Below are 22,013 nucleotides of genomic sequence, written 5' to 3'. Positions count from 1 at the left end.
AGTATAAAGATAAAGGGGGTTAGTAAAATACACCCCCCTTTTTTATGCATATACTACTGCGTACAAATCTATTTAACCATACCATTATGCTAGATTATAGGATAAAATAGGGTATAGAGGGGGAAGATAGCTATTTATGTCTCCCTTCTATCAAATTCAAAATACATAGATTTACAAATTCCTTGATAATATTGCACATCAGATGATAGGACAGGATGGTGATTTATTTGAAAACAAAAATTGTTGGTTTATGCCTTCTATCGATGGCCATTGCCTCGCCTGTATCAGCTGCTACCTATAAAGTAGTCAAGAATGATAGTCTGTATATAATCAGCCAGAAATTCCATGTGACAATTGACCAGATTAAAAAGGCAAACAATCTCAAAAAAGACACGATAATAGTGGGAAAGGCTCTTACAATACCCGTTCCCGCCAGGAGTTCCACCCAAAAGTCTTCCCGTTCAGCAGGTCACCGTACACTCGCTGTTAGCCCGGCACCCGAGGAGCCCATTCATTTAATCCGGGTGGCAGCCAATAATACCGAGAGCAGTTCAACCACCACCAAGTTAATCGCAAGTACCAGCATACATCCAGCACAGCCGATACATACAACGGTTCAACCTATACATATTTCACCTGAAAATCTTTCAGTTCCTCCAGCTGGCACTGAGAATCCTTCTTCGGCTGGCAGCGTACCATTAGGTGATCTTGTAAATAATGTGTTAAATGTACCGTATAAATACGGAGGCAACACACCTGATGAGGGGTTTGACTGCAGCGGCTTTACTAAGTATGTACTTTCGCAGATGGGAGTTGATATTCCCAGGGTAGCTGCTGATCAGTTCAATGTTGGAACACAAATTGATGACGTCAGTAGTTTAAAACCCGGCGATCTGCTTTTCTTTGATTCCATGAATAGTGGAGGGATTACGCACGTCGGGATTTATATGGGTGACAATAAGATGGCGCATGCGGCATCGGCTAAAGTCAGGATTGATGATCTGGATTGGTATTTTAAGAACTATACCTATTTTGGCGCAAAACGTGTGCTATGAATGAAATGGCCCCAAAAAATTCTCTTTTGTTCTTCGTGAAGATATTTTGAAGAATAAAAGAGAATTTTTTTGAATATCTTGTGAAAATTACTTATCTTCGTTGTAGTAATACATTTTAAAAGGTATGATTAATACGAATTTTAACTCTTTGATGCAAATGAAAGAGGGGAGACTAGAATGGGTAAAGAAATTGTTTTACTCGGGGCCGGATACGGAGGTGTATCTTTTCTTAACACGGTGATTCCGTATATCCCGCCTGACATTCATATAAAGGTAATAGACAGACTAAACCATCATGCTATTAAGCCAGAATTTTATGCGCTGGCCAGCGGTTCACTTAATGAGAACAAAGTAAAGGCCCGATTCCCATCCCATCCCCAGGTGGAATATATACAGGATGAGGCGGAAGAAATTCAAATTCACCATCATAAGGTTATCTGTGCACAGCAGGAAGTCTCGTTCGAACAGCTTATTGTTTCGCTTGGCTGTGTTGACAATTACTTCAATGTACCGTGGGCGGAAGAATATACAAACAGCATTCAAACCTTTGCAAAGGCAATAAAAACAAGAAAGAGTATCGATAATCTGCCGGCTAATTCCCATTTGGTAATAGTGGGAGGCGGACTATCAGGGGTGGAGTTGGCCAGCGATTTAAGCGAGCAGCATTCTGAACATAAGATTACCCTACTTGAAAGGTCAAACGAAATACTGCCAACATTGCCGGAAAGAATCCAGAGATTCGTACGTTCCCACCTGGAAGACCAAAAAATAGACGTGTTGACCAATATAAGTGTAACGATGATTGATGAAAAAGCTGTCTACTACGCAGGCGGCACACTGGTACCTTATGATTTATGCGTGTGGGCTGCAGGGATTATGCCGCATCCGGTCTCAAATCCGCTGCTCGCTTACAGTAACGCAGATCGACTCAATCGAATCGTTGTTAAAGATAATTATGAGCTGCCGTATTACAATGATATATTTGTAATAGGGGACTGCGCCAGTTCAGCTTTTGCTCCAAGTGCACAGCTGGCACACCTGCAGGGTAAGCAACTCGGCGAATATTTCCTTTCTGTATGGCAGGGAAAGGAATATGTAGCCCATTCGCTTAAGCTTAAGGGTGTATTAGGGTATCTTGGCAAAAAGACGGGTTTTGGCATGATCAATTCCCAGGTGCTTCTTGGCAAAATTCCACATGTTATCAAATCCGGCGTGCTTTGGATGCATAAAAATCATAGTGGATAATGCTGTGCAGCTCCTTTGTATAGGGGCTGTTTTATTGTCCATAACATGAAAGTGTTGTATACAAAGCAATGTTGACAATAAAGTTTGTTTACAACATACATAACAAGTATGGAAGATTGCGCTATTCCTGTGTATTTAAAATCAAGAACCCTTATAAACGATCTAATTTACTCAGCAAACCCGTACGTGTTTTGACATCTAGTTTCTTAAAAATATTTTGAATGTGCCGTTTTACCGTATTAATACTAATATATTTTCTAAGCAAACGTTGAGAAATAGGTGGGGGAGGGGCGTAACTTTACATAACAAGGAATGGTCTTTAAAAATCAGGGTGTGGTTGATAAAGATCCCATCCAAGTTTAAGTGCGTTGACAATATAATCGGCTATTTCATCAGGCGTTTGGTTATCGGCGGAGATTTTTGAATTATGCATCGAGTAAGCGTGCTGTCTTTCTTCGAATAATCCATGAATTTCCTCTGCGGACCGATTTTGAAGAACTGGGCGGCTGTCTATGATGACATTCAATCTTTCTTTCCAGGATTCCCATGATAAATCAAGGAAAAGCACAATACAATTGGCAAGGCAGACATTCCTGATCTCTGGCTGTTGAAACGCTCCGCCGCCTAACGAAACAATTTTACAGCGATTCGTTTTACAAATATTAATAACCGTTTCTCTTTCAATCGTTCGAAAATGCTGTTCACCTTTTTCTTTAAATAACTGGGGAATCGGCATGTTGTATTTTTCTTCAATGTACTGATCAATATCTATAAAATCCCTATAGAGTTTTTTTGCTACAAGTTGGCCAATGGTTGTTTTGCCAACACCCATAAAACCGATAAGCACAATATTTTTTTCTCTAACAGGAAGCGCGATTTCGTTGTTCATTTGTTTCTCCTATTTATTAGTTGATGAAATGTGTAACGCCACTAATTCAATTATGCTACTGATTCAATTATATAGTTCTACAAGATGTTTTAAAAGATAACCATGAGCAAATTGACAATAAAAAATGCATTTGGCAATTTGATTTTCTTTTATCTCAAAAACAAGAAAAATCTTTTTAAATGAGATTTAATGAGATTTAATGAGATTTAAAGATTGTATTTTATTGTTTTTTATTTAACGTCCGATAATATATATTATGTTAACTAATAAAAAATCCAGACGTACCAATAACTTTGGGTTCGTTGTTCTTGTACAACGACATAAAACTCCCTCTATTCTGCGACATAAACATATTCGGCTTCCTCGCTGTCTAGCGTGAAACATATATGTTAATGATAGAGCTATCATACTTTTTACAAGGGGAATAGCTCAATGAAAACTAATGAACAAGACTTAGAAATGTATCAAGCAGCTTTACAACTTGAATATCCTTGGTATGTCATCCGCAAGGAATTTGATTTGAACAATGGTCGTTTGGATATTTATTTAGATTTTGATCGTAAGGGCAACTTTCCCTGTGCCACTTGTGGTACAAAGAACCAGCCCTTCTATGACATCGTGGTAAAGGAACGTGTCTGGCGACACTTGGATTTCTGGCAGTATACCTCTTTTCTGCATGCTCCTCTTCCGCGTGTACGTTGCGAGCAATGCGATAAAGTGAAAGCTGCTTCTGTTTCTTGGTCTCGCCCAGGCAGCGGCTTTACGGAACTCTTCGAGTTTCGGGTATTAGAACTTGTAAAAGAAATGCCGGTGAATGCGGCTGCTCGTATTATGCGCGAACATGACACCCGTTTATGGCGTACTCTTCGCTTCTATGTCGATAAGGAACTCGAAAAGCAAGATTTGTCAAAGGTAACGAAAGTGGCCATTGATGAAACATCCTCTAAAAGAGGACATCAATATGTGAGTTTAGTTGTTGACATACAACAGCGAAAAGTCATCTTTGCTACAGAAGGAAAAGACGCTTCTACACTGAAGCGATTTAAAGCTGAATTAGAGACGAAAAATGGAGCAGCAGAACAAATAGAAGAATTCTGCAGTGATCTATCTCCCGCTTTTATTCAAGGAGTGAAAACCCACTTTCCTAATGCAAATCATACCTTTGATAAGTTTCATATTTTGAAGCTGATTAATGAAGCGGTCGATGAGGTGCGTCGACAGGAACAAAGAGAAATACCGGAACTAAAAAAGAAGCCGGTATGTTTGGCTTAAAAATGAAAAGAATCTCAATGTAAAACAGAAAGAGCAGCTCATTCGCTTAAAAGAAATGAATCTGAAAACGACGAAAGCGTATCATCTAAAGCTGGCTTTTCAAGATTTCTGGACAAGGCCCGCCTTACTAGCCGATCTTTATTTGCAAGAATGGTACAACTGGGCTGTTCGCTCCCGGCTTGAACCGATGGTTCAAGTAGCGAAAACCATTAAGCATCACAAACAAGGCATTTTACAATGGTTTCAGTCGAAAATAACCAATGGTCTCTTGGAAGGCATCAATAGCCTTGTTCAAGCAGCAAAACGTAAAGCACGAGGCTATCGAACGATACAAAATCTTATGACGATGATTTACCTAATCGCTGGAAAGTTAGAAATAGCCAAGTAAAGAAAAAAGGACAATTACCGGTATGAAAACAAGCATCATTCGCTCGTCCAACCAATAACAGTCCCTGTCCTACTCCAAGTATGAACAGGATAAGAAAAACATATACCGGGTGGATTCAAGCGGATTTCGTGAGTTTAACCAATAACAGTTCCCTGTCCTATTAATCTTTTAAATTATCTCTAAATCATGGTAATTAGCGAAGAGCCCATATTCGTATAATTTTTGCGACATAAAACTATCTCTATTTCTCTTTAATACGTATACATTTATGTCGTAAAATGGTGACATAAATGTATACGTATAACTCACAAAAAGATATTTTTTTATCTGTGTATTTAATAAATGATTTGCTTCAAAACGATCTTATCTCAACTCGTCATTCAAAGGTACAATGACTTCATCTAATGTTTTTCTCCACTGACGCTTCATTTCTGGTCCGTATTTCAATGGTTTTGCATCTGGATTTACGGCTTTATACTTATGAAATTGCTTGCTGTTGATAATTCCCCCGATATTCGGAATAGGCTCTGTTCCCATCACATATTGAATAGCAGAAGAATGTAGCTCCCCTTCATCCACAAACCAAGTTTTTGCAAATTCTTCAATCGCTTTATTATAGGATTCAGTGAAGAAGCGTCGTTTCACTACAAGAATGTCTTCCTCTGAATCTATTTTTTTGGTATCATGTTGAGAGACACAAAAGTTGTGACAAAGTTCCTCTCCTCCAGTTTCTTACTTGAAATGCAAACTTCATTTACTTTTATTCTTTTTTATTGATAAACTGTTGTAGACTCGCACAAAAGTAGCCTTTTTCACTAAATTAATTATCTGTTTTCATCAATAGTGAATACTCCTTAATTTAGGTTTTGCTAAAGGCACCTGCCAATTGTGGTATATGCCCTTCTCTTTACTTATATATCCTTACTTTCCATCCTCCCAAAGCTCTACCACGCACTCCACATGTATAGAGTAGACAGTGATACCGATTTAAATAAATACGCGAATGTTTTCTTGTTTGATATGGGGAAATTCATTTCCTATAAAAATCAAAAATTCTAAGACCTTTTCTGCCTGTTTCGTGTTGTGACGCTGATAATCGGACCACAAAATTTCTTTGTTTATCGGATTCACCACGGTCGCTTTTACGGTTGTTGAGCCGACGTCAATGCCTATAATTAAAGAATCTACTCTTTGGTTTATATCCGACATGCAACTACTCCTTATCCAGCTAAGATAAATTTATTATTTTAATGAGATAAGATATATATGCATAGTTAAAATACTCTTTATGGATACACGTAATGAAAAAAAGCCATCCATTCTGCAATATTCACAGAACGAATGACTTTTATAGATTAAGGACCAATAATGGAATACAGCAATTGAAGACCAGATAGCGGTCCAAAATTATCGCATATTCCCCCCTTATCCCTTAATAACGATAATACCCATCAGTAGATTTTACAATACTAATAAATTCACAAAAAAATTATGAGGGCAATCCATATGAAAACATGAGAAACAAGTAAAAAGTATTGTTGCTGTTTTACTAATGTTATACATGCTTCCTGCCTGCAGAATTATCCCTACCCATAAGCCATTTAATGGACCAATTAAAGCCAAAACGGAAACCACCTTCTTTGGTTATCCGCTTTTTCCCGCTAAACCTGACGAGCAAACCAAGATGGATACATCCGTTTCAGGTGTTGTTGTGCTCATGTATCACCATCTTCTTGAAGCAAATGAAAAAAATAACGCGGCCGTTATTTCATCTGAGCAGTTTCAAGCACAAATGAAACTCCTGCATGATAATAAATATCAGGTGATTCCACTCCCTACGCTTGAACAATACGTTATAAGAAAAATAAAGCTCCCAGTTAGGTCTAATGTTTTAACCTTCGATGACGGATTAAATCAAATTTCCGGTACGCGGCTCCTGTACTAAGACGTTATCACTCAAAGCGACGCTGTTTCTGATAACAGGATCGATGAACCAAAAACCAGATACGTTTAACCCCGATAAGCTAAATTCCGTTAGCTGGGCTGAACTACTAAAATACAGCGATGTCTTTGATTATCAAACTCATCCGCATAAGTTTCACCATTTGATGGGAAAAAAGAGCTGGTTTGTGACACAACCGCTATCTGAGGTTAAAAACGGTGAAGGAATTAACACATGGCAACTACATTGCTTATTCGTACGGTCAATACAATCCATACACCATTGATCTTGTAAAACAAGAAGGATTCCCCATCTGGCGTTTTACGACAACATCCAGGAAGAGTCTATCCTGGTAGTGCCCTTTATGAACTGCCTCGCTATGCGGTGTATCCCTATACAAAGCTTATGGAATTCAAAAAATTCATTGGTTTGAAAGTCGATCATCATTCCTAGCAAACACGATATACCTGAAAAAAGCAAAGGCATGACCTCAACTGTTGCGTAATTCATAATTTTACCCCCAGTTTTTTTTAAAGACCACTAACCCCGCCGTTCTTATTGTTTTAAACCTCTTATTCTGGAACTGGTTTTTTCCAAAGTCAAGACCATCCTTCCAGAATTGCCAGTGGTGGAAAACGAAATTAATATGCAGATATTAACTGGTATTTAAACAAGGACCACAATGGCATCACATCTGGGACGAGAGCTCTTTTTTTCTCGGTCGGATTTTATACTCGACCCGCTTTTTAACATCCAGTCTGAATAACCGGAATAATAAGGGAGAAATAGACAAACGCCCATACATATTCTTACTCCTCCGCATATGTATAATTTCGTAGCTAAGGAAAACATTGGGAAGGCGAGAAAATGGTAGATAGATTAATAAATCAGCTTAAAAAAGCCAAATTGGATGGATTGTTATTGAAAATATACAAGTATGATAACCCGCAGCTGTATGACCGTTTAAAGCATTCGTATCACCCAGATTGGAAGAGCTTAGGTGCAGATGGTTGGTCAGATGGAGTATACTCTACAGCTAGGTGCTCAGGCAACGGTTGGCCAGGAAGCGGTTCACATGGAGCAGGTTGGCAAGGTATGGGGTCGTCAAGCGAAGGTAGATCCGGAAACTAATAACTTTTAAAAATTTAAGGCCTCTTGCCATCATGATAGGAAGCGATTATTTTCTATCACAACTGTGGTAGTCGTCAGGTTCTAGGAAGCTTCCAACAAATCGATACTACCGTTTACCTTTTATTAGATAAAGAAGAAGTGTCTAATAAAAGAGGCCATTTATCCACGGTAAAACCAACTTTGTGTACTCTACTATGTCAGGAGGAAAGAAATGCATTACCAATTTTATCAAAATGTTTGTCCTTATCGGTCTTACCCTTTAATGAATGAATATTGCGTCCGGCCGGTTTCTAGTCAAGTCCAATATTCACCCGTAATACAAGAGATTGTTCCTCAAAAAGAGGCTATCTTTGGGAATGAGGTAATTACACATGGTGAATTTTTTCCTAAGGAAGGCCCTATTTTTAAAGAAGAACATAGTCACCTAGATAATAAATCAATGCCTAAACAATTTATTAATCATTTGCACCAAAGAAAAGCAAGTCATATTTCTGTGGGGACATTGATTAAAGAAATTGAAGGAGAATTACAAGAAGTGTCAGAAGATTATATTGTCGTTAATAACGATGGACAACTTTATCATATCAGGCTGGAGGGTATTATTTATATCAGTTAACGTTACAACTGACTCTGCTTTCAGATTCAAATTTAAAACGAAGCCGTTCTTCAATTATAGAACGGCCCCCTCTTTTAATTTCGGCTCTTCAACTTTGTGGTAAATGTATCTCTCTTTATTTTGTAAAGCAATTACGGGATGAAAGCAAATTAACCGATCTCCCCTCAGATTAAAACGAATAAGCCATATGTCACGTTTATGGCTTTTACTCATAGACCTTTAAACTTTCTATACTTTTGAATAACATTTGCCTTTAACATAGCCTTTATACTGAACCTCTTTCTTTCACCACTAAAATCGATTTCTACAACATCTTGGTCAGTATGACAAATGGTACCTTGTCCGAAGAAAGTGTGTATAACAGTATCATTTGTTTTAAAAGTCATTTTCTACCTATCCCTCCAATAATACCATGTTTATTTTCCCCCCTTTTTTTAAAAATAAACTGCAACAAGATAAACATAAATAGACATCCCTTTAGAGTAACGGCTTTCTTTCGATTAGATTTTTACACGTGATACACGCATACCCATTTGTTTATCATGACTTATGACCGCCATAAGCGAATATATGTAGTTCTGGGATTTTAAGCTGAATTATTTCACCCATTTCATATTCATAACCTTCGTTGTTTATTTGGGCTGAATAACAAAGGATGATCCCCTGTTTCAAACAGTACCCTAAATAGCCAATGTTAATCTGGTGTCCATGAGAGTGTTGAATCATTTGATACCTAACCCTATAGTTTTAAGGTACAGGACCTCCTTTTTTAAACAATATAACGTGTGAATAATGCAATTTAATTTGAGCAATTTAAAAAGCAAAATGAAAATCAGGGAGAAAAAATATGAAGACGAAACTTTTTATCGTGACTTTTTTAACACTCATGTTATTTCCAGGAAAAAGTTTTGCAGTTCCATACGATCAATACACCTCAACAGGTAACGAGACTTTTTGGTCCCTAGCCCAAATGGCAGGTGTAAGTGTATCGGATTTGAAAGCTATTAATCCACTTGTGGATACAAGCAATATCTGGAAGGGATTGATGATTAATCTTCCAAACGGGCATGAACCAATGACGGGTTTAATTCCGGCGAGCGAAGTATCCAGAAAAACGTATACCGTACAAAGGGATGATACTTTTTGGAAAATATCAAACAAATTTGGTATCAGTCTTTCTTATTTGCTTATAGCAAATCCTAAAATCAAAGAACCAGACCGCATATTTCCGGGATGGATTCTAAATATCCCAACTGCCCCATCCTCTGGTCCTTTAACTGCTAATTGGGAAACAAAAGCAGATTACCTTATCGCAGTTGCAAAGGATCAATTTGATTTTCCGTATGTTTGGGGAGGAACAACTCCTTGGGTTGGTTTAGACTGCTCCGGATTCACTCAATACGTATATGGCAAATTGGGAATTAAAATTCCCCGTACTTCAAACTGGCAATTTCAATATGGAACTCCTGTGACAAAAGATCAATTACGGAAGGGAGACCTCGTATTTTTCAAAGAACACGGTTGTCCTTATATCACACATGTGGGCATTTATATTGGAAATGATCAAATGATTAATGCTGATACGGGTCCTAAAAACGGTGTTCAGATTGAATACATCTTTGGTGATGATTATTATGGGGCTTGTTATGCAGGGGCAAGGCGTTATATCAGCTAGAATAGATAAAGTCAACCAAAGAACCAACAGTTTGTGGCTGAGGAACTCCTTAGAGAAAAAAATCAGTATTCTAAGGTCGGATTCATCATGAAAATGACAATAGCAAGGACAATGATGTACCTATTCCTGTTACTTGTATGTATAGTAATAGGAAAGGTACTGTATGGGCAACTGTCTCCTAATGGAAAGAAATCTTCATCGGATGGGCATTCGAGAGGTTGGTCATATCGCTAACTATGATCCAAAGGTACTGGAAAAGCGTTTCGGAATAATGGGTGTTCAGTTGTACAACCACAGCTGGGGAATAGATTTTAGTCAGGTACGTCCCAATTACGACACTGAACATAAAAGTTATGGGAATGGAACCACTCTATTGCGTGATTACAGTAATCCGATGGAAGTTAAAATTGTGATTCGTGAGTTGTGCGATGAGATTTGTAGGCGTGCAAGAACAGACGGTATGCAGGGAAGAACCATTCATTTAGGAGTTGGTTATTCCAAAGAGGCATTGACTGGCGGCTTCTCCCACTCTGTTACCATTGAAACCCCTACCTATTTTGAAGACGAGGTATACGAAGCTTGCCTTCAACTCTTCAATAAATATTATCAGCATGGTGTGAGTGTAAGGAATGCGTATGTTTCGTTAATTAACTTTAGCTCAGATAATGAAGTGCAGTTAGACATGTTTAATTACCGGGCAAAGGAAAGAAAACAAAGTTTAACACGAGCCCTTGACGGTATCCGTGATCGGTTCGGAACGCAAGCGATTTTAAAGGCATCCAGTCTTGCGGATGGAGCAATTGCTATTGATCGAAGCAGGAAAATAGGTGGGCATTATGAGTAACATCTCGGGGAACGGCAGCGCGCAAAAACCAAGAAACAGATCTGAGATGCTCACCTCAATATGGGCATTTTGTGTGGTATGAGCAATAGGCAACAGCGTGAATTCTTGTTCGTTTTGCTTCTTTTCAATAATCCCCACACGATCTAAGTTAGACTCGTAGGTTTTATATAAATTTAACAACCAGCTCATGAATTCCCCCCTCTTCGATTGATCTTAGCAGTTTTTCAGCAGATTCAACATTCGCTTCACTAAACCGCTTCGCTTCCATCCCTGTTATCCTGCGGATTTGGGTGCACTGATCAGGTGGAATAAACTGGATAATACCATTCTTCATCACAGGATTCCAAAGACGCACTTCCATTTCATTTCTCCCTGTTTCATCCGGATAGTTAATTCCATGAACCATCGTCCCCAGATGAATCTCTCCGTAATTATCATAAAATCCCGGACCCTCGCCAAAGACACACGGTTCCACATAAGCCTGACATTCCCTCGTTCCTAGAAAAATGTCTCTGCGACCTCCTGCTTGTAGTGAGCGTTTCAGAATATTATGATGTTTATTTTCGTTACGGTCAAAAGCTAAATCTGGTCGATAAGGGTTAAAAATAAAATGACTTCTCACCTGATACACTACATCTTTCAAATAGGTATAATTGGCGAGTGTATTTCCTCCCCCATACTCAATGAGGCGAATTCCTTTGGACTCCATCCGTATTGCGTTCAATACCCGCACCTCATCGATAACCATTAGTAACGTCGGTTTCCAGTAAATTGATTCAACAATGCCCTTCAGTGCTTGGTAGGTAGGGACCTGATAACTTAGCTTTTCTCCACCCATTTTGTCAATGGATCGGTAAATAACGCATAGTTGCCGTACACTTCAAATTCTATTGAATTTCTCATTAAGTCACCTCCTCTTCTATTTTATTGCAATTTAATGGTTTATCTCTTCTGCTTTTCCTGTTGATTTCTTTATCAATTTTTTACTAAGATCTAAAGTTCGACAAAAATGACTAGCCACCTTCCTTTCACCAAACGCAAACTTTTATGTTATGTGCTCCTCTTTTCGCCTAACAACCGATGGCAGTCACAATAAAAAAAGCACCCACTAAGAGTGCCACACGCAATCTTCTGGGTACTTATCAAATAAAAATCCTTTAAACGATGTGGTGGCAGCGAAAAATACATAGGCTTGCAGCGCTCTTGTTATATTAAATACCATCAGGCGTTTTCACTGTAGAAAGGGCATTTTTTAACCGCTTCCCAGAGAATGTCTTCCCGGTAAATCTTGTCGTATAAGGTATGAAACCTGTGATCCGGATTTTCCTTGGCGGCAAGATATAGCTTTTTTTTGAAGTTCTTGAGCTTTTACTTTGGCGTAGTTAGCAGGGTTTACTGCATTCACTTGCTCTTACCTCCTCCACTTGCTTGAACAAAGTAGGGTATTGCCTTTCGGCGTCCTTCCCTCCAAGAGGTGTTTTGTTATCCTCGCTTCCACGGTACTATGACCCCCTCCGACTCCCTTCCCGCAGCTCGCCATTTCACCTTTCGGACTTATAGGGGCGCTCCTTACGAAAATAATTTTTTTCGTGCGGGGGAGGGTCTCCCCGGTTCCAGATACAACTTTCACAGCATACCGATCCCCAAAAACCGGAGAGTTATTCCTCGCTCCGCTTCCAAGCTCTTCACACGTTCCTTGGCCTTCGCCCATAATCACAAGGCTGGGCTCTCTCCTGTCCTTTTCAGGTTCTTTTTGACGATGCGGCAGGATTCACCTCATGTTACGGTCTGCTGTTTTGCTTGCTCCCCTTACGGGGCTACGTTTTCACAGGGCTTCAACCTTAGGATCTCTCCACCAGTTGCCTGATAGCTACGAGGCGACTTGGTTCTTACCTCGACCGGACTTTCACCGACAAGTTGTGTCTAGCTTGGCTAGGCGCGCTAATTATAACAAATAACGCCCCGTAGAGGCGTTCCTTCCTAGAAATGTAAGTGTTTTGCAGTGGCCTCCAAATGGGTGTCTTTTTTGTACCAGAACGGACGGAAATATGTGAAGCGCTTGTAAATGCTCCGTCACCATGAAAGAAGTCAATAGACATTAGAAAAGCTGACTCCTGTGGAATACAGAAATCAGCTTTTAGCAGCATAATCGTCATTTTTTCAAACTGTCCGTATGACGGGTTACAGTTCACTGTTCGAAGTATCTTCTATGGTAGTATAAACAGAGCCTCTCTTTTAATATCCACAATTAAAAGCTCGTTTTCTACGGAATAACCTAGAGCATAATTGATTTAATTTAGGTTAGAAGATCATAAAGGTAACATGGAAGATATTTTTTTACTTTTTTACAGGATAAGGCTTGCTTCCTTCAGTTGCCTTCCAAATGATATGGTTTAGCGTATCAGGGTTAGCAGAGTCCTCTTTCGAGAAGTCAAGTTGCTTAGAGATTTGGGCCATCGGTGCATTCTCACCATTTTTCAAATCAATTGGATATATAGGCTGTTCCACGTTATAAGAATCAAAATTAGGATGGTTGGTAAAAGCATTGAGCATCGGGATAGCCGAAGCATCATACTGTGTCATTGACTTTAAACCTAAAGTTAGCTCCATCGTACGAAGCATGGAGGCCGTATCATAGAAGGTACTATCCACTTTTCCGGTTTGTGTATACGGACTGATGACTAGCGCTTCGGAACGATGTGCATCTACATGATCCGGACCTGCCTGGGAATCATCTTCCACCACAAAAATCGCCGTATCTTTCCAGTCTTTCGAGTGACTAACGGTATCGACAAGTTTTCCCACCGCGTAATCGTTTTGAGATCCCATCGCATTTGGAGTCCAATGACCTGGCGATGTTCCATTCGTATGGTCGTTAGGCAGGCGAACCATCTCGAACTGTGGCAGGTTTCCATTTTTCTCGAATTGATTAAACTCCTTGGCCCATTCATCCACACGAGTAACGTCAGAAATGTCAAGATTCCAACCAGGATACTGCGGATCAACATTTTCTGCATCAATCGTAGCCTTAGGATACCATCCTTTGTTTTTATCATAGTTCACAAACTCACCGTAATCCCGGAACGAAACTCCAGCGCGCTTAGCAGCATCCCAGATAAAACCTGCTTGTGAATATGCAGCGGGATCGCCCCCTTCAAAATCATCACCACTCCGGCGGCCAGAATAATCAGCCTGCGTATTTTTTTCCGTAAAGTCATTTGCTTTAGCAGCGGTTGACCAATTGTGTCCTTGTGAACTGACTTCCGCATCCGTATAAAAATTATCAAGTGTCACAAATTGATTGGCGAGTTTATGGAGATTTGGAGTAATGTTTTTACCCCAAAATGCTAGTTTTGGATCTCCATTGCCCTTTTCTAAATCCCCAAATACTTGGTCGTAGGTTCGGTTCTCTTTAATAATATAAATGACATGTTTTATCGGGGAGTGTTCTCCGCTAAATCTGGGAATGGGGAAAGACGTCTCACCTTTAAGGCGCCGCAGTAAACCTGGTTCTTCCGCTTTGTTGATTGTGTTATTTTGTTTGACTTGCTCGGTATACTTGTTTTGCTGATTTTCGTTTGGAACTTGAATAAATGACATAGTACCCTTCATCATGGTGCCTATGTATTGGGATTGCCACTGATCCTGCGTCTGCGGGTTATATCGCAGAGATTCGTCCGTGTATGGATTTGGGCCGTTCGGATTGTGGCCTGCACCTAGTCCTTTTCCGTTTAAAACATAAAGCTGTTTTCCATCAGACGAGATGCTAACGGTTGTGGGGTACCATGCGGTCGGAATGAGCCCCTTTATTTTAGCTTTTGATCCATTTTTAGCGTTTCCTAAGTCTATTACTACAATGTCGTTATTACCGGCATTTGCCACATAAAGAGTTTTCCCATCCGGGCTAAAAGTTAACGAATCCGGTTGGCTACCCGTGAGGGCATTTTTGTAGGGAGCAAGCGAGATTGTTTGCACAACTTCACCAGGTTGTGGATCAATTACGGAGATTTCATCGGTATCCGAATTTGAGACATAAATAAAGTTGGTTGCAGGGTTTTCACCAATGGCATTTGGATGCAGACCTACATTGATTGTCTTTTTAATCGTAAGGTCTTTCGCATTTAAGACCGTAACGCTGCTTTCACCCCAGTTGCTAACGTATAATGTACTTCCATCATGGCTGAGAAGCGTCATATATGGATCTTTGCCAACAGGAGTGGTTGTCGTGATAGTACCAGTTGAGAGATTAATGCAAGAGACAGAGTTATTTTTGTTGTTCGCCGTATATAAGGATTTTCCGTCTGGAGATATGGAAATTCCGGAAGGATAAAAATTGGAGTGGTTTTGATCTTTCATGATAATAGGAGATTGCTCGGAGAGTGAACCATTATTAAAATCAAAAACACGAATTTTGTTATTTCCGGCGGCAGAGGCGTACAATTTCTGCCCATCCGGACTAAAAGTTACACCAAGAAAAAGGGATTCCGGACTTTTGTACGGAATAGTTTGGATTACCTTTTGCTGAGAAATATCCACGACTTGTAAGGACTGTGTACCTTGTCCGTCGTTCGTTACAACGAGATACTTATGATCCGGACTCATGGCCGAACCCATAGGAAATCCTCCAAGTGTGAGTTGTTTTCCAGCGGGTGTGAGGGTCCAACCGTAAGACGTTACCCCGGTCCCATTTGCTTGCGGTCCAGCTACCAAATAGGATGTTGCGTATACAGAACCTGAACCAATAAGCAATGTGGTTAATGTAATACCTGCAATTAATTTCTTGCGTTTTTCCCCATTGCCTTTCATACATCTCATCTCCTTATTTAGCTTAGTAGTTGTTTCCATAAACAACTCTAACAATGAGATGTAAATACTTAACGAATAAATTGTAAAAGTTTTGTCATATATATTCTTGATTTGTTATCTAATCCTGGAGATCACCTACTGAATATAACTTTTCCTTACAGCACATGAACACATGTATTTTGAATTACAATTGCATCAATTAATCATCGAGAAACAAATTCACTGACCCAGAGTCTAATTTTATTAATACGGCTTAATGGAGGCAATCAAATGAGCTATATGAAAGTGGCTTTATCCGGTGTATTTGCTATTGGCATTATTGCGCCAACTACTATAATATCTTCTTTACCTGCCCATGCGGCAGTATTGAAACCTGCCACAAAAATTCAACTAACAAAATTAGAAACAGAATATCTTAACTGGATACAATAGCCGAATAATTGTAAGTGAATAAGTCATAAATACAGTTTTGCTTGCAGCATTTAACCTGGTTTGGTCATTCCACTGCAATGGACGCACAAGCTGAAGGAAAACTGACCTTGACTTACTAACATTATAGACTCAAGCAGATTCCTCCCTTGTTTTCGTACGGTGGAAGTAAATCCACGAATACGAGCAAACTGAATCGCGCCCTTTTCCGTACGAAAGGAGCCTGATACTTTCTCTTTTACTTTTACCATTCGGATATCCCGCTCTGCCTGATTGTTATCAAAGGGCACAAAGGCATTCGGAAGAAACCGCAATATGTCGGTTTTGTACAGGATGAACCTTTCAGCCAGGTTCGCCGCTTTACTCTTGCCTTTCCGCCCTCTTTTTCCTTGGTACCTCCTCCCCAACCCAACGAAATGAAACTAATACCATAACCGACACGATAGTAGTTCCATCATTCCTATGAGAGACTTTGACAGATGAAAAAACACTATTTATGTGGATTAATGAATGATTTGCCCCTTTTTAGAGATTTTCCGGGTTGAAATAATAAAAAACCCATCAAAAAATAAAATGATGGGTTTAGCTGTGTAAAAATTAAAAGAAATTTGAACTGATTTTTTCTGAGAGCTCTCAGTGTTTTAACACTCCTGCAGTTACTTTCTATTTTTTGTTCTCTTCACCTTGGACTGTTTTACTTCTATAATATCTTCTACATTCTATCCATTCACTTGGACTCTCATTCTAGATCTGAATATTTGCATTAACTTCTTCCCTAGGGTCAGGCTTGATAATACCTTCGGAAAGATAATCAAAAACAGCTGATATAAATAGTTCCCCGGTGATAAGCATAGAGCGCTCGTCGACATCAAACCTAGGATGATGATGGGGATATGTGGCGTTGATCTCGGGATTGCCCCCACCCACAAAGAAAAATGTACCCGGGACTTTTTGTAAGTAATAAGAGAAATCTTCTCCCCCCATAATGGGTGTCATTCGCTTCACTTTATCGTCACCAATAAGAAGCTTCGCTAGCTGTTCCACTCTCAATGTTTCATCCGTGTGATTCCATACAGCAGGATATCCCCTGGTAAAATGATATTTTGCGGTTGCCCCTGCTCCTTCACATGTAGACGCGGCAATCTGGCCAATTGATTCCTCGATTAAATCACGAACATCTTCATCAAAACTGCGAACCGTACCGGTAAGTTTGGCTGTGTGAGGGATAACATTAAAGGCATTTCCGGCAGAAAATGTACCAACAGTTACAACAGCAGGCTTCAGAGGGTCAACACGGCGACTCACAATTTGTTGCAAGTTTAAAACTAATTGACTAGCCAAAACAAGCGAATCCACCGTTAAATGTGGAGTCGCCCCATGTCCTCCTTTGCCGTAGATTTCAATTTCAAAAGAGTCCATCGCAGCCATCATCGGGCCTTCCCCAACACCAACAGTTCCGATCGGTTCAGAGGCCCACACATGGGCTCCATAAATCACGTCGACTCCATCTAGGCAACCGTCCTCAATCATCGGCTTAGCTCCGCCAGGAATTTTTTCTTCTGCAAATTGATGAATAAACACTATATTGCCAGCGATCAGTTCCTTTGCTTCGCTAAGTACACGAGCTACTCCCAGCAAGGCAGCCGTATGAATATCATGACCACAGGCATGCATCACCCCGGGAATACGAGATTTGTATTCCACTTGTTTCTCATCTTGGATTGGAAGGGCATCAAAATCTGCACGCAATGCAACAGTCTTTCCAGTTTTTCCTCCTCGGAGTAGTCCCACCACTCCCCTGCCGCCCACTTCTGTTCTAACCTCTATTCCTAGACCACGCAGATAATCGGCAATTTTATTTGGCGTGTTTACCTCTTCAAAAGAAAGTTCGGGATACATATGCAACTCTCTACGGAACTCGACTAATTCTGGGTAAAGCTCCTTCAGTCTTGCAAACAAACTCTGTAATTCCAACATAAAAAGCACCCTCTCTTATTATATTTTGGTTGTTTCTGATCCGTAAACGCAGAAAGGATCTAATGGATATACCGATTTGTTGAGCCGATTGTATTGGAAGGTAAATAAATTTGCAGTACTCAATCCGGGTGAGTCTACCGTAATAATCGCACTTGCAACCGATTGATAATAAGCACGAAAATGTTGACTAGACTTTAGCGCCACAATTTTATATTTACTTATATCAATTCCATGAAGCAAGAAAACTTGGTCATCAAAAGTTTGTGATCGAACAGAACACACGATGACATCCACATTACCAACTTGAAGTCTTACTGATTTTCCTAAGTTAACCTTGATTCCTTGCCACATCGGCGAAGATTGAAAAAATTGTCCATCCGTCAAACTTTTCACGTAGCCGCGAATGGATAAGGGCTCTCCATGAATGGAGTCCGTTTTTCCACCTAGCTTTACCTCAATCGTAGCACCCACACCGACTCTATATGCCTCTTCGGCTACCATCGGATCGTAAATAAAACCAAAGCAAGTATTAGGGGCATTTTCTTCAATTAAGGCTTTCAGAAGGTACGTTCCATCTCCAGGCGTACCTGCGCCAGGATTATCGGATGTTTCATTTACCACGACTAGATTCCCCTCTATCGCCAATGACTGTTTGATTCCCTCTTCCGGACTTGGTAGACTAGGAGCAAATTCATCTTTTTTTTGCCAAATGATTTGGGCCACATTCTCACTAGCTTTTTCAGCCAACTCAATGTCACCATTTGTGATTGTCAAAACAGAGACACCGATATTTGGAATATCAGTATAAGGGAAACCATGGAAAAATGTACAATCGATGATATTGGGATTCTTCTCCCATTGCCAGCAAATTTCATTGATATCTTTCGATGGAGATTGATAGGTTGTAGATGTAGGAATAAGTAAGGGCAAATTAACCAAATGCATCACTGGATTAATCTTACCCTCTATCATTTGCACAATTAAACCTACAGCTTCTAACCCTCTTTCATAAGAATCCGTATGGGGATAAAAGTTGACTCCTAAGAGGGCATTCGATGTTTGAATCATCTTCTGTGTAATGTTGCTATGTAGATCCAGGGTAACAACGATAGGTATTTCATATCCAACTATTTTACGTAATTCTTCTAATAAGCTACCTTCTAAATCATCAATCCCCTCAGCTACCCCTGCACCATGCAAAGCAAGGCATATTCCATCAAGTTCACCAGCTGCGTGGATAGATGAAAGCAGTTCATTTTTCAATATTTCAAAAGTTTCGTTCGTAATGATACCGGATGGACCGGCAAAGGCAGAAAAGGTAGGCGCCACTTTAATACCTAATTGGTTGCATTGATCGATCATGCCTCCTAAATAATCCTTTACATTATCATGTCTTTCTAGTATTTCTTGTCCATGGTCCCATTCCCAACTTTTAAACACGTCCACCGTTGTTTTAACGGTTGAGAATGTATTTGTTTCGTGGGCGATCTGGCCAATTGCTATTCTCATCTTCTTCCTCCTTAACACTGGGATTCTAGTTCAAATTTTTATTAATAAAGGTAGATACAACAGAGATAAACCGTTCATATTCATCCTTAAAGACACTATGACTGCTTCCTTCAAAAACAACCAATTCGTTATTTGGTATCTTCTCAGCTAAAACCAACGATTCTTCAACGGATGTAATCCAATCATGACGGCCAGCCATAATTAATGTAGGACATGTTATTGATGACAATTGCTTAATCACATTATATTTCCTTAAAAAACCTCCGAACCCCTCATTGATCGCTTGATAATTACGATTAGACCTGCTCAACGTTTCTTCTTTCCTTTTTAATTCCTCTTTAGAAGGATTACGGTTGTACGTATACGAATAAAGCGGTTCCATAACTTCGTAGTATTGAATTAACTGTTCCTGAGATTCAAAGGCCCCTTGCCACAGAATGTTCGCCATCCGCTTCTGCTCTGTTGTTCCCTTTTCCCTGATAAATTGCTTTGCTCTTTCAATAAATTTGTAGCTTGGAGATGTGGTTAACAACAAAAGCGAAGAGACGGATTGTGGATATTCAATAGCAAAACGTAAGGCCACCATTCCACCGTATGAATGTCCAAGTAAAACAATCTTTTCTAGACCCAACTGTTGGCGCAACTCTTCCAAATCACTCGTATTATTTTCTAATGTGTAGGAAGATTGCGGACCTCTGTCTGATAAACCACTTCCCCTATTATCAATATAGACAAGCTGCATCTTTTCTGATAGAGGAGTTAAAGCTGGTTTAAAAGTTGTGTGGTCTCCTCCCGGTCCACCATGAAGAACAAAACAGACCGGCTTTTGGTGCATTATTGCCCCCTGTGGAACATAACCAGCACCTTCAATATCATAAAAGATTCGAGTCCCATTTATTTGAGCAAACATGAAAAACGACCTCCAAGACATTTCGGTGCTAGAAGAGAAAAGGATGGCAAGCGCTGCCTTTTCTCTCCTAGATACTTCTTATGAAATGTGTGCACTCGTAGCTTTGGTATTCAAAGATTTATGTGCATCTCCTAGTGTCAAGCACGCGATTACAGAAATAATAGCGGAAAAGACTAAGAAGTAGAACGCGGCGTTGTAGGAACCGTTAAAGGCAGTAATCAAAAAGCCCATGACCATAGGGGAAATAAACCCGGCAACTTGACCACCAAAATTAATCATCCCTGTTGCAGATCCAATAATATCTGTTGGAAGTACTTTTAATGGTAATGACCAAATAGCTGCAAATCCAGCGTATAAGAAAAAGGACGACAAGATTTGGAATACCACAGCTAATTCAAGAGAAGCGGTTGTAAACATTAGATAGAGAAATAGCGCACCTAACACGTCTACAACAATCACATAATATTTTTCCTTCCCAACAAAATATCTATCTACCACCCATCCACCAGCTACCATAGCAATACCGCCAGCAAGGAAAGGAAGTGATGCGACAAACCCAGCATGCAGTAGATCCAAATGACGAACTTTGAGTAAATAGGAAGGCAACCAGGATGCAAACCCCCATAGAACGATATCAAGTCCAAACCAGGCGATTACGAGTTTCCACATCGTAGGCAATCGAAGCAGATCCTTCGTAGATAGTTTTTTCATTGTTTCTTGTTGTACTTGCACTTCTTGCTGTGATGGCTTTCTGATGAATATCCAATATAGCGCAACGAAAATAAATCCAATACACCCAATCACAAAAAACATATTTCTCCAGCCTAGCCAAAGGATCATTGGGGCAGCAACTAAGGGAGCAAGACCTGCACCAAAAGCATTGGACGATAGCATACCTGACTGTGCTTTTGCTCTCTCCTCTTTTGGAAAGTATTCAGCAATAGCTTTTGAACTTGCAGCAGGAAATCCACTTTCCCCTACTCCGAAAAAAAAGCGAATTAATAACAAAGACGTTAAAGACCAGGCAAAGCCTGTAAATATGGTAAAGAGAGACCATGTGACAAATCCAATTATCATAAGTTTCTTGGAGCCATATTTATCTGATAACCAACCACCGGGGATTTGAAATAAAGCATAGCCAGCAAAAAAACTACTTAAAACCACTCCTAAGGAAGCTGCAGACAAATGCAAGTCTTTTCCAATGCCTGTAAGCGCAACACTTAAAACCATACGATCCAAGTAAGATATAATCCAGCCTGCAAACAATAAAACGAGAATAAAATATTTATTCCTTGCCAACGCTGCTACTCGACTCATAGTCTCAC

18 protein-coding genes and 4 pseudogenes are annotated in these 22,013 nt (G+C 39.9%); 10 read left to right on the top strand and 12 right to left on the bottom strand.

The features are described from left to right. Positions 1–227 precede the first annotated feature (227 nt). The gene (locus tag PP175_RS12990) at positions 228–1,055 is read left to right on the top strand and encodes a C40 family peptidase (protein WP_272438779.1); all 828 of its coding nucleotides are present in this window, start codon (positions 228–230) and stop codon (positions 1,053–1,055) included. Between the two features lie 177 nt (positions 1,056–1,232). Beyond that, positions 1,233–2,300, top strand: coding sequence for an NAD(P)/FAD-dependent oxidoreductase (locus PP175_RS12985; RefSeq protein WP_272438778.1), 1,068 nt, complete (start codon positions 1,233–1,235; stop codon positions 2,298–2,300). Positions 2,301–2,451: 151 nt separating this feature from the next. Here the strand turns inward: PP175_RS12985 and PP175_RS29945 are convergent, their stop codons facing one another. Together PP175_RS29945 and PP175_RS12980 are read right to left on the bottom strand one after the other, a co-directional pair. Further along, positions 2,452–2,565, bottom strand: coding sequence for a helix-turn-helix transcriptional regulator (locus PP175_RS29945; protein WP_442870370.1), 114 nt, complete (start codon positions 2,563–2,565; stop codon positions 2,452–2,454). Between the two features lie 54 nt (positions 2,566–2,619). Next, positions 2,620–3,189 (bottom strand): shikimate kinase, encoded by a 570-nt coding sequence (locus PP175_RS12980; RefSeq protein WP_272438777.1) that lies wholly within the window; start codon positions 3,187–3,189, stop codon positions 2,620–2,622. A gap of 432 nt (positions 3,190–3,621) precedes the next feature. Between PP175_RS12980 and PP175_RS12975 the strand changes: the two are divergent. Then, positions 3,622–4,849, top strand: a pseudogene (locus tag PP175_RS12975) (ISL3 family transposase). Positions 4,850–5,212: 363 nt separating this feature from the next. Here PP175_RS12975 and PP175_RS12970 read toward each other — a convergent pair. After that, a pseudogene (locus PP175_RS12970) lies at positions 5,213–5,533 on the bottom strand (type I restriction endonuclease subunit R); the annotation flags it as partial. 306 nt (positions 5,534–5,839) lie between these two features. Continuing rightward, a pseudogene (locus PP175_RS12965) lies at positions 5,840–6,058 on the bottom strand (hypothetical protein); the annotation flags it as partial. Positions 6,059–6,401: 343 nt separating this feature from the next. On the opposite strand from PP175_RS12965, the gene PP175_RS12960 reads away from it, so the two are divergent. From PP175_RS12960 to PP175_RS12935, 6 genes are all read left to right on the top strand, one after another. Further along, positions 6,402–6,794, top strand: coding sequence for a polysaccharide deacetylase family protein (locus PP175_RS12960; RefSeq protein ID WP_272438775.1), 393 nt, complete (start codon positions 6,402–6,404; stop codon positions 6,792–6,794). Positions 6,795–7,009: 215 nt separating this feature from the next. Continuing rightward, the gene (locus PP175_RS12955; protein WP_272438774.1) at positions 7,010–7,147 is read left to right on the top strand and encodes a hypothetical protein; all 138 of its coding nucleotides are present in this window, start codon (positions 7,010–7,012) and stop codon (positions 7,145–7,147) included. A 644-nt stretch (positions 7,148–7,791) separates the two neighbouring features. Beyond that, on the top strand, positions 7,792–7,932 hold the full coding sequence (locus PP175_RS12950) for a hypothetical protein (protein WP_272438773.1): 141 nt from the start codon (positions 7,792–7,794) through the stop codon (positions 7,930–7,932). 201 nt (positions 7,933–8,133) lie between these two features. Beyond that, positions 8,134–8,538 carry a DUF2642 domain-containing protein gene (locus tag PP175_RS12945; protein ID WP_272438772.1) on the top strand — a complete coding sequence of 135 codons (405 nt, stop codon included), beginning with the start codon at positions 8,134–8,136 and terminating at the stop codon, positions 8,536–8,538. An 847-nt stretch (positions 8,539–9,385) separates the two neighbouring features. After that, positions 9,386–10,213, top strand: coding sequence for an NlpC/P60 family protein (locus tag PP175_RS12940; RefSeq protein WP_272438771.1), 828 nt, complete (start codon positions 9,386–9,388; stop codon positions 10,211–10,213). A gap of 163 nt (positions 10,214–10,376) precedes the next feature. Next, a complete protein-coding gene (locus tag PP175_RS12935) occupies positions 10,377–11,057 on the top strand; it encodes a DinB/UmuC family translesion DNA polymerase (RefSeq protein ID WP_272438770.1) in 681 nt (226 codons plus the stop codon). 163 nt (positions 11,058–11,220) lie between these two features. Here the strand turns inward: PP175_RS12935 and cas5c are convergent. The 3 genes and pseudogenes from cas5c to PP175_RS12920 form a co-directional block, all read right to left on the bottom strand. After that, positions 11,221–11,960 (bottom strand): annotated as a pseudogene (cas5c, locus tag PP175_RS12930) (type I-C CRISPR-associated protein Cas5c). 349 nt (positions 11,961–12,309) lie between these two features. Beyond that, positions 12,310–12,462, bottom strand: a complete 153-nt coding sequence (locus PP175_RS12925) for a hypothetical protein (protein WP_272438769.1) — start codon at positions 12,460–12,462, stop codon at positions 12,310–12,312. Between the two features lie 932 nt (positions 12,463–13,394). Continuing rightward, the gene (locus tag PP175_RS12920) at positions 13,395–15,863 is read right to left on the bottom strand and encodes a bifunctional YncE family protein/alkaline phosphatase family protein (protein WP_272438768.1); all 2,469 of its coding nucleotides are present in this window, start codon (positions 15,861–15,863) and stop codon (positions 13,395–13,397) included. Positions 15,864–16,133: 270 nt separating this feature from the next. On the opposite strand from PP175_RS12920, the gene PP175_RS12915 reads away from it, so the two are divergent. After that, entirely contained in the window at positions 16,134–16,295 is a 162-nt protein-coding gene (locus PP175_RS12915) for a hypothetical protein (protein ID WP_272438767.1), read from the top strand. A 50-nt stretch (positions 16,296–16,345) separates the two neighbouring features. Here PP175_RS12915 and PP175_RS12910 read toward each other — a convergent pair whose 3' ends face one another. The 5 genes from PP175_RS12910 to PP175_RS12890 all read right to left on the bottom strand — a co-directional run bounded on the left by PP175_RS12910 (position 16,346) and on the right by PP175_RS12890 (position 22,005). Then, positions 16,346–16,699 (bottom strand): IS66 family transposase, encoded by a 354-nt coding sequence (locus tag PP175_RS12910; protein ID WP_272438766.1) that lies wholly within the window; start codon positions 16,697–16,699, stop codon positions 16,346–16,348. 337 nt (positions 16,700–17,036) lie between these two features. Then, on the bottom strand, positions 17,037–18,269 hold the full coding sequence (locus tag PP175_RS12905; RefSeq protein WP_272438765.1) for a M20 metallopeptidase family protein: 1,233 nt from the start codon (positions 18,267–18,269) through the stop codon (positions 17,037–17,039). Between the two features lie 18 nt (positions 18,270–18,287). Beyond that, positions 18,288–19,778 carry a M81 family metallopeptidase gene (locus tag PP175_RS12900; RefSeq protein WP_272438764.1) on the bottom strand — a complete coding sequence of 497 codons (1,491 nt, stop codon included), beginning with the start codon at positions 19,776–19,778 and terminating at the stop codon, positions 18,288–18,290. A 25-nt stretch (positions 19,779–19,803) separates the two neighbouring features. Further along, complete coding sequence (locus PP175_RS12895; RefSeq protein ID WP_272438763.1) at positions 19,804–20,688, bottom strand: alpha/beta fold hydrolase; 885 nt, start codon at positions 20,686–20,688, stop codon at positions 19,804–19,806. A 78-nt stretch (positions 20,689–20,766) separates the two neighbouring features. Further along, positions 20,767–22,005 (bottom strand): MFS transporter, encoded by a 1,239-nt coding sequence (locus PP175_RS12890; protein ID WP_272438762.1) that lies wholly within the window; start codon positions 22,003–22,005, stop codon positions 20,767–20,769. Positions 22,006–22,013: the final 8 nt, after the last annotated feature.

The organism is Aneurinibacillus sp. Ricciae_BoGa-3 (assembly GCF_028421645.1).
Classification (GTDB): Bacteria; Bacillota; Bacilli; order Aneurinibacillales; family Aneurinibacillaceae; genus Aneurinibacillus_B.
This window is presented reverse-complemented; position numbering and strand designations above follow the sequence as displayed.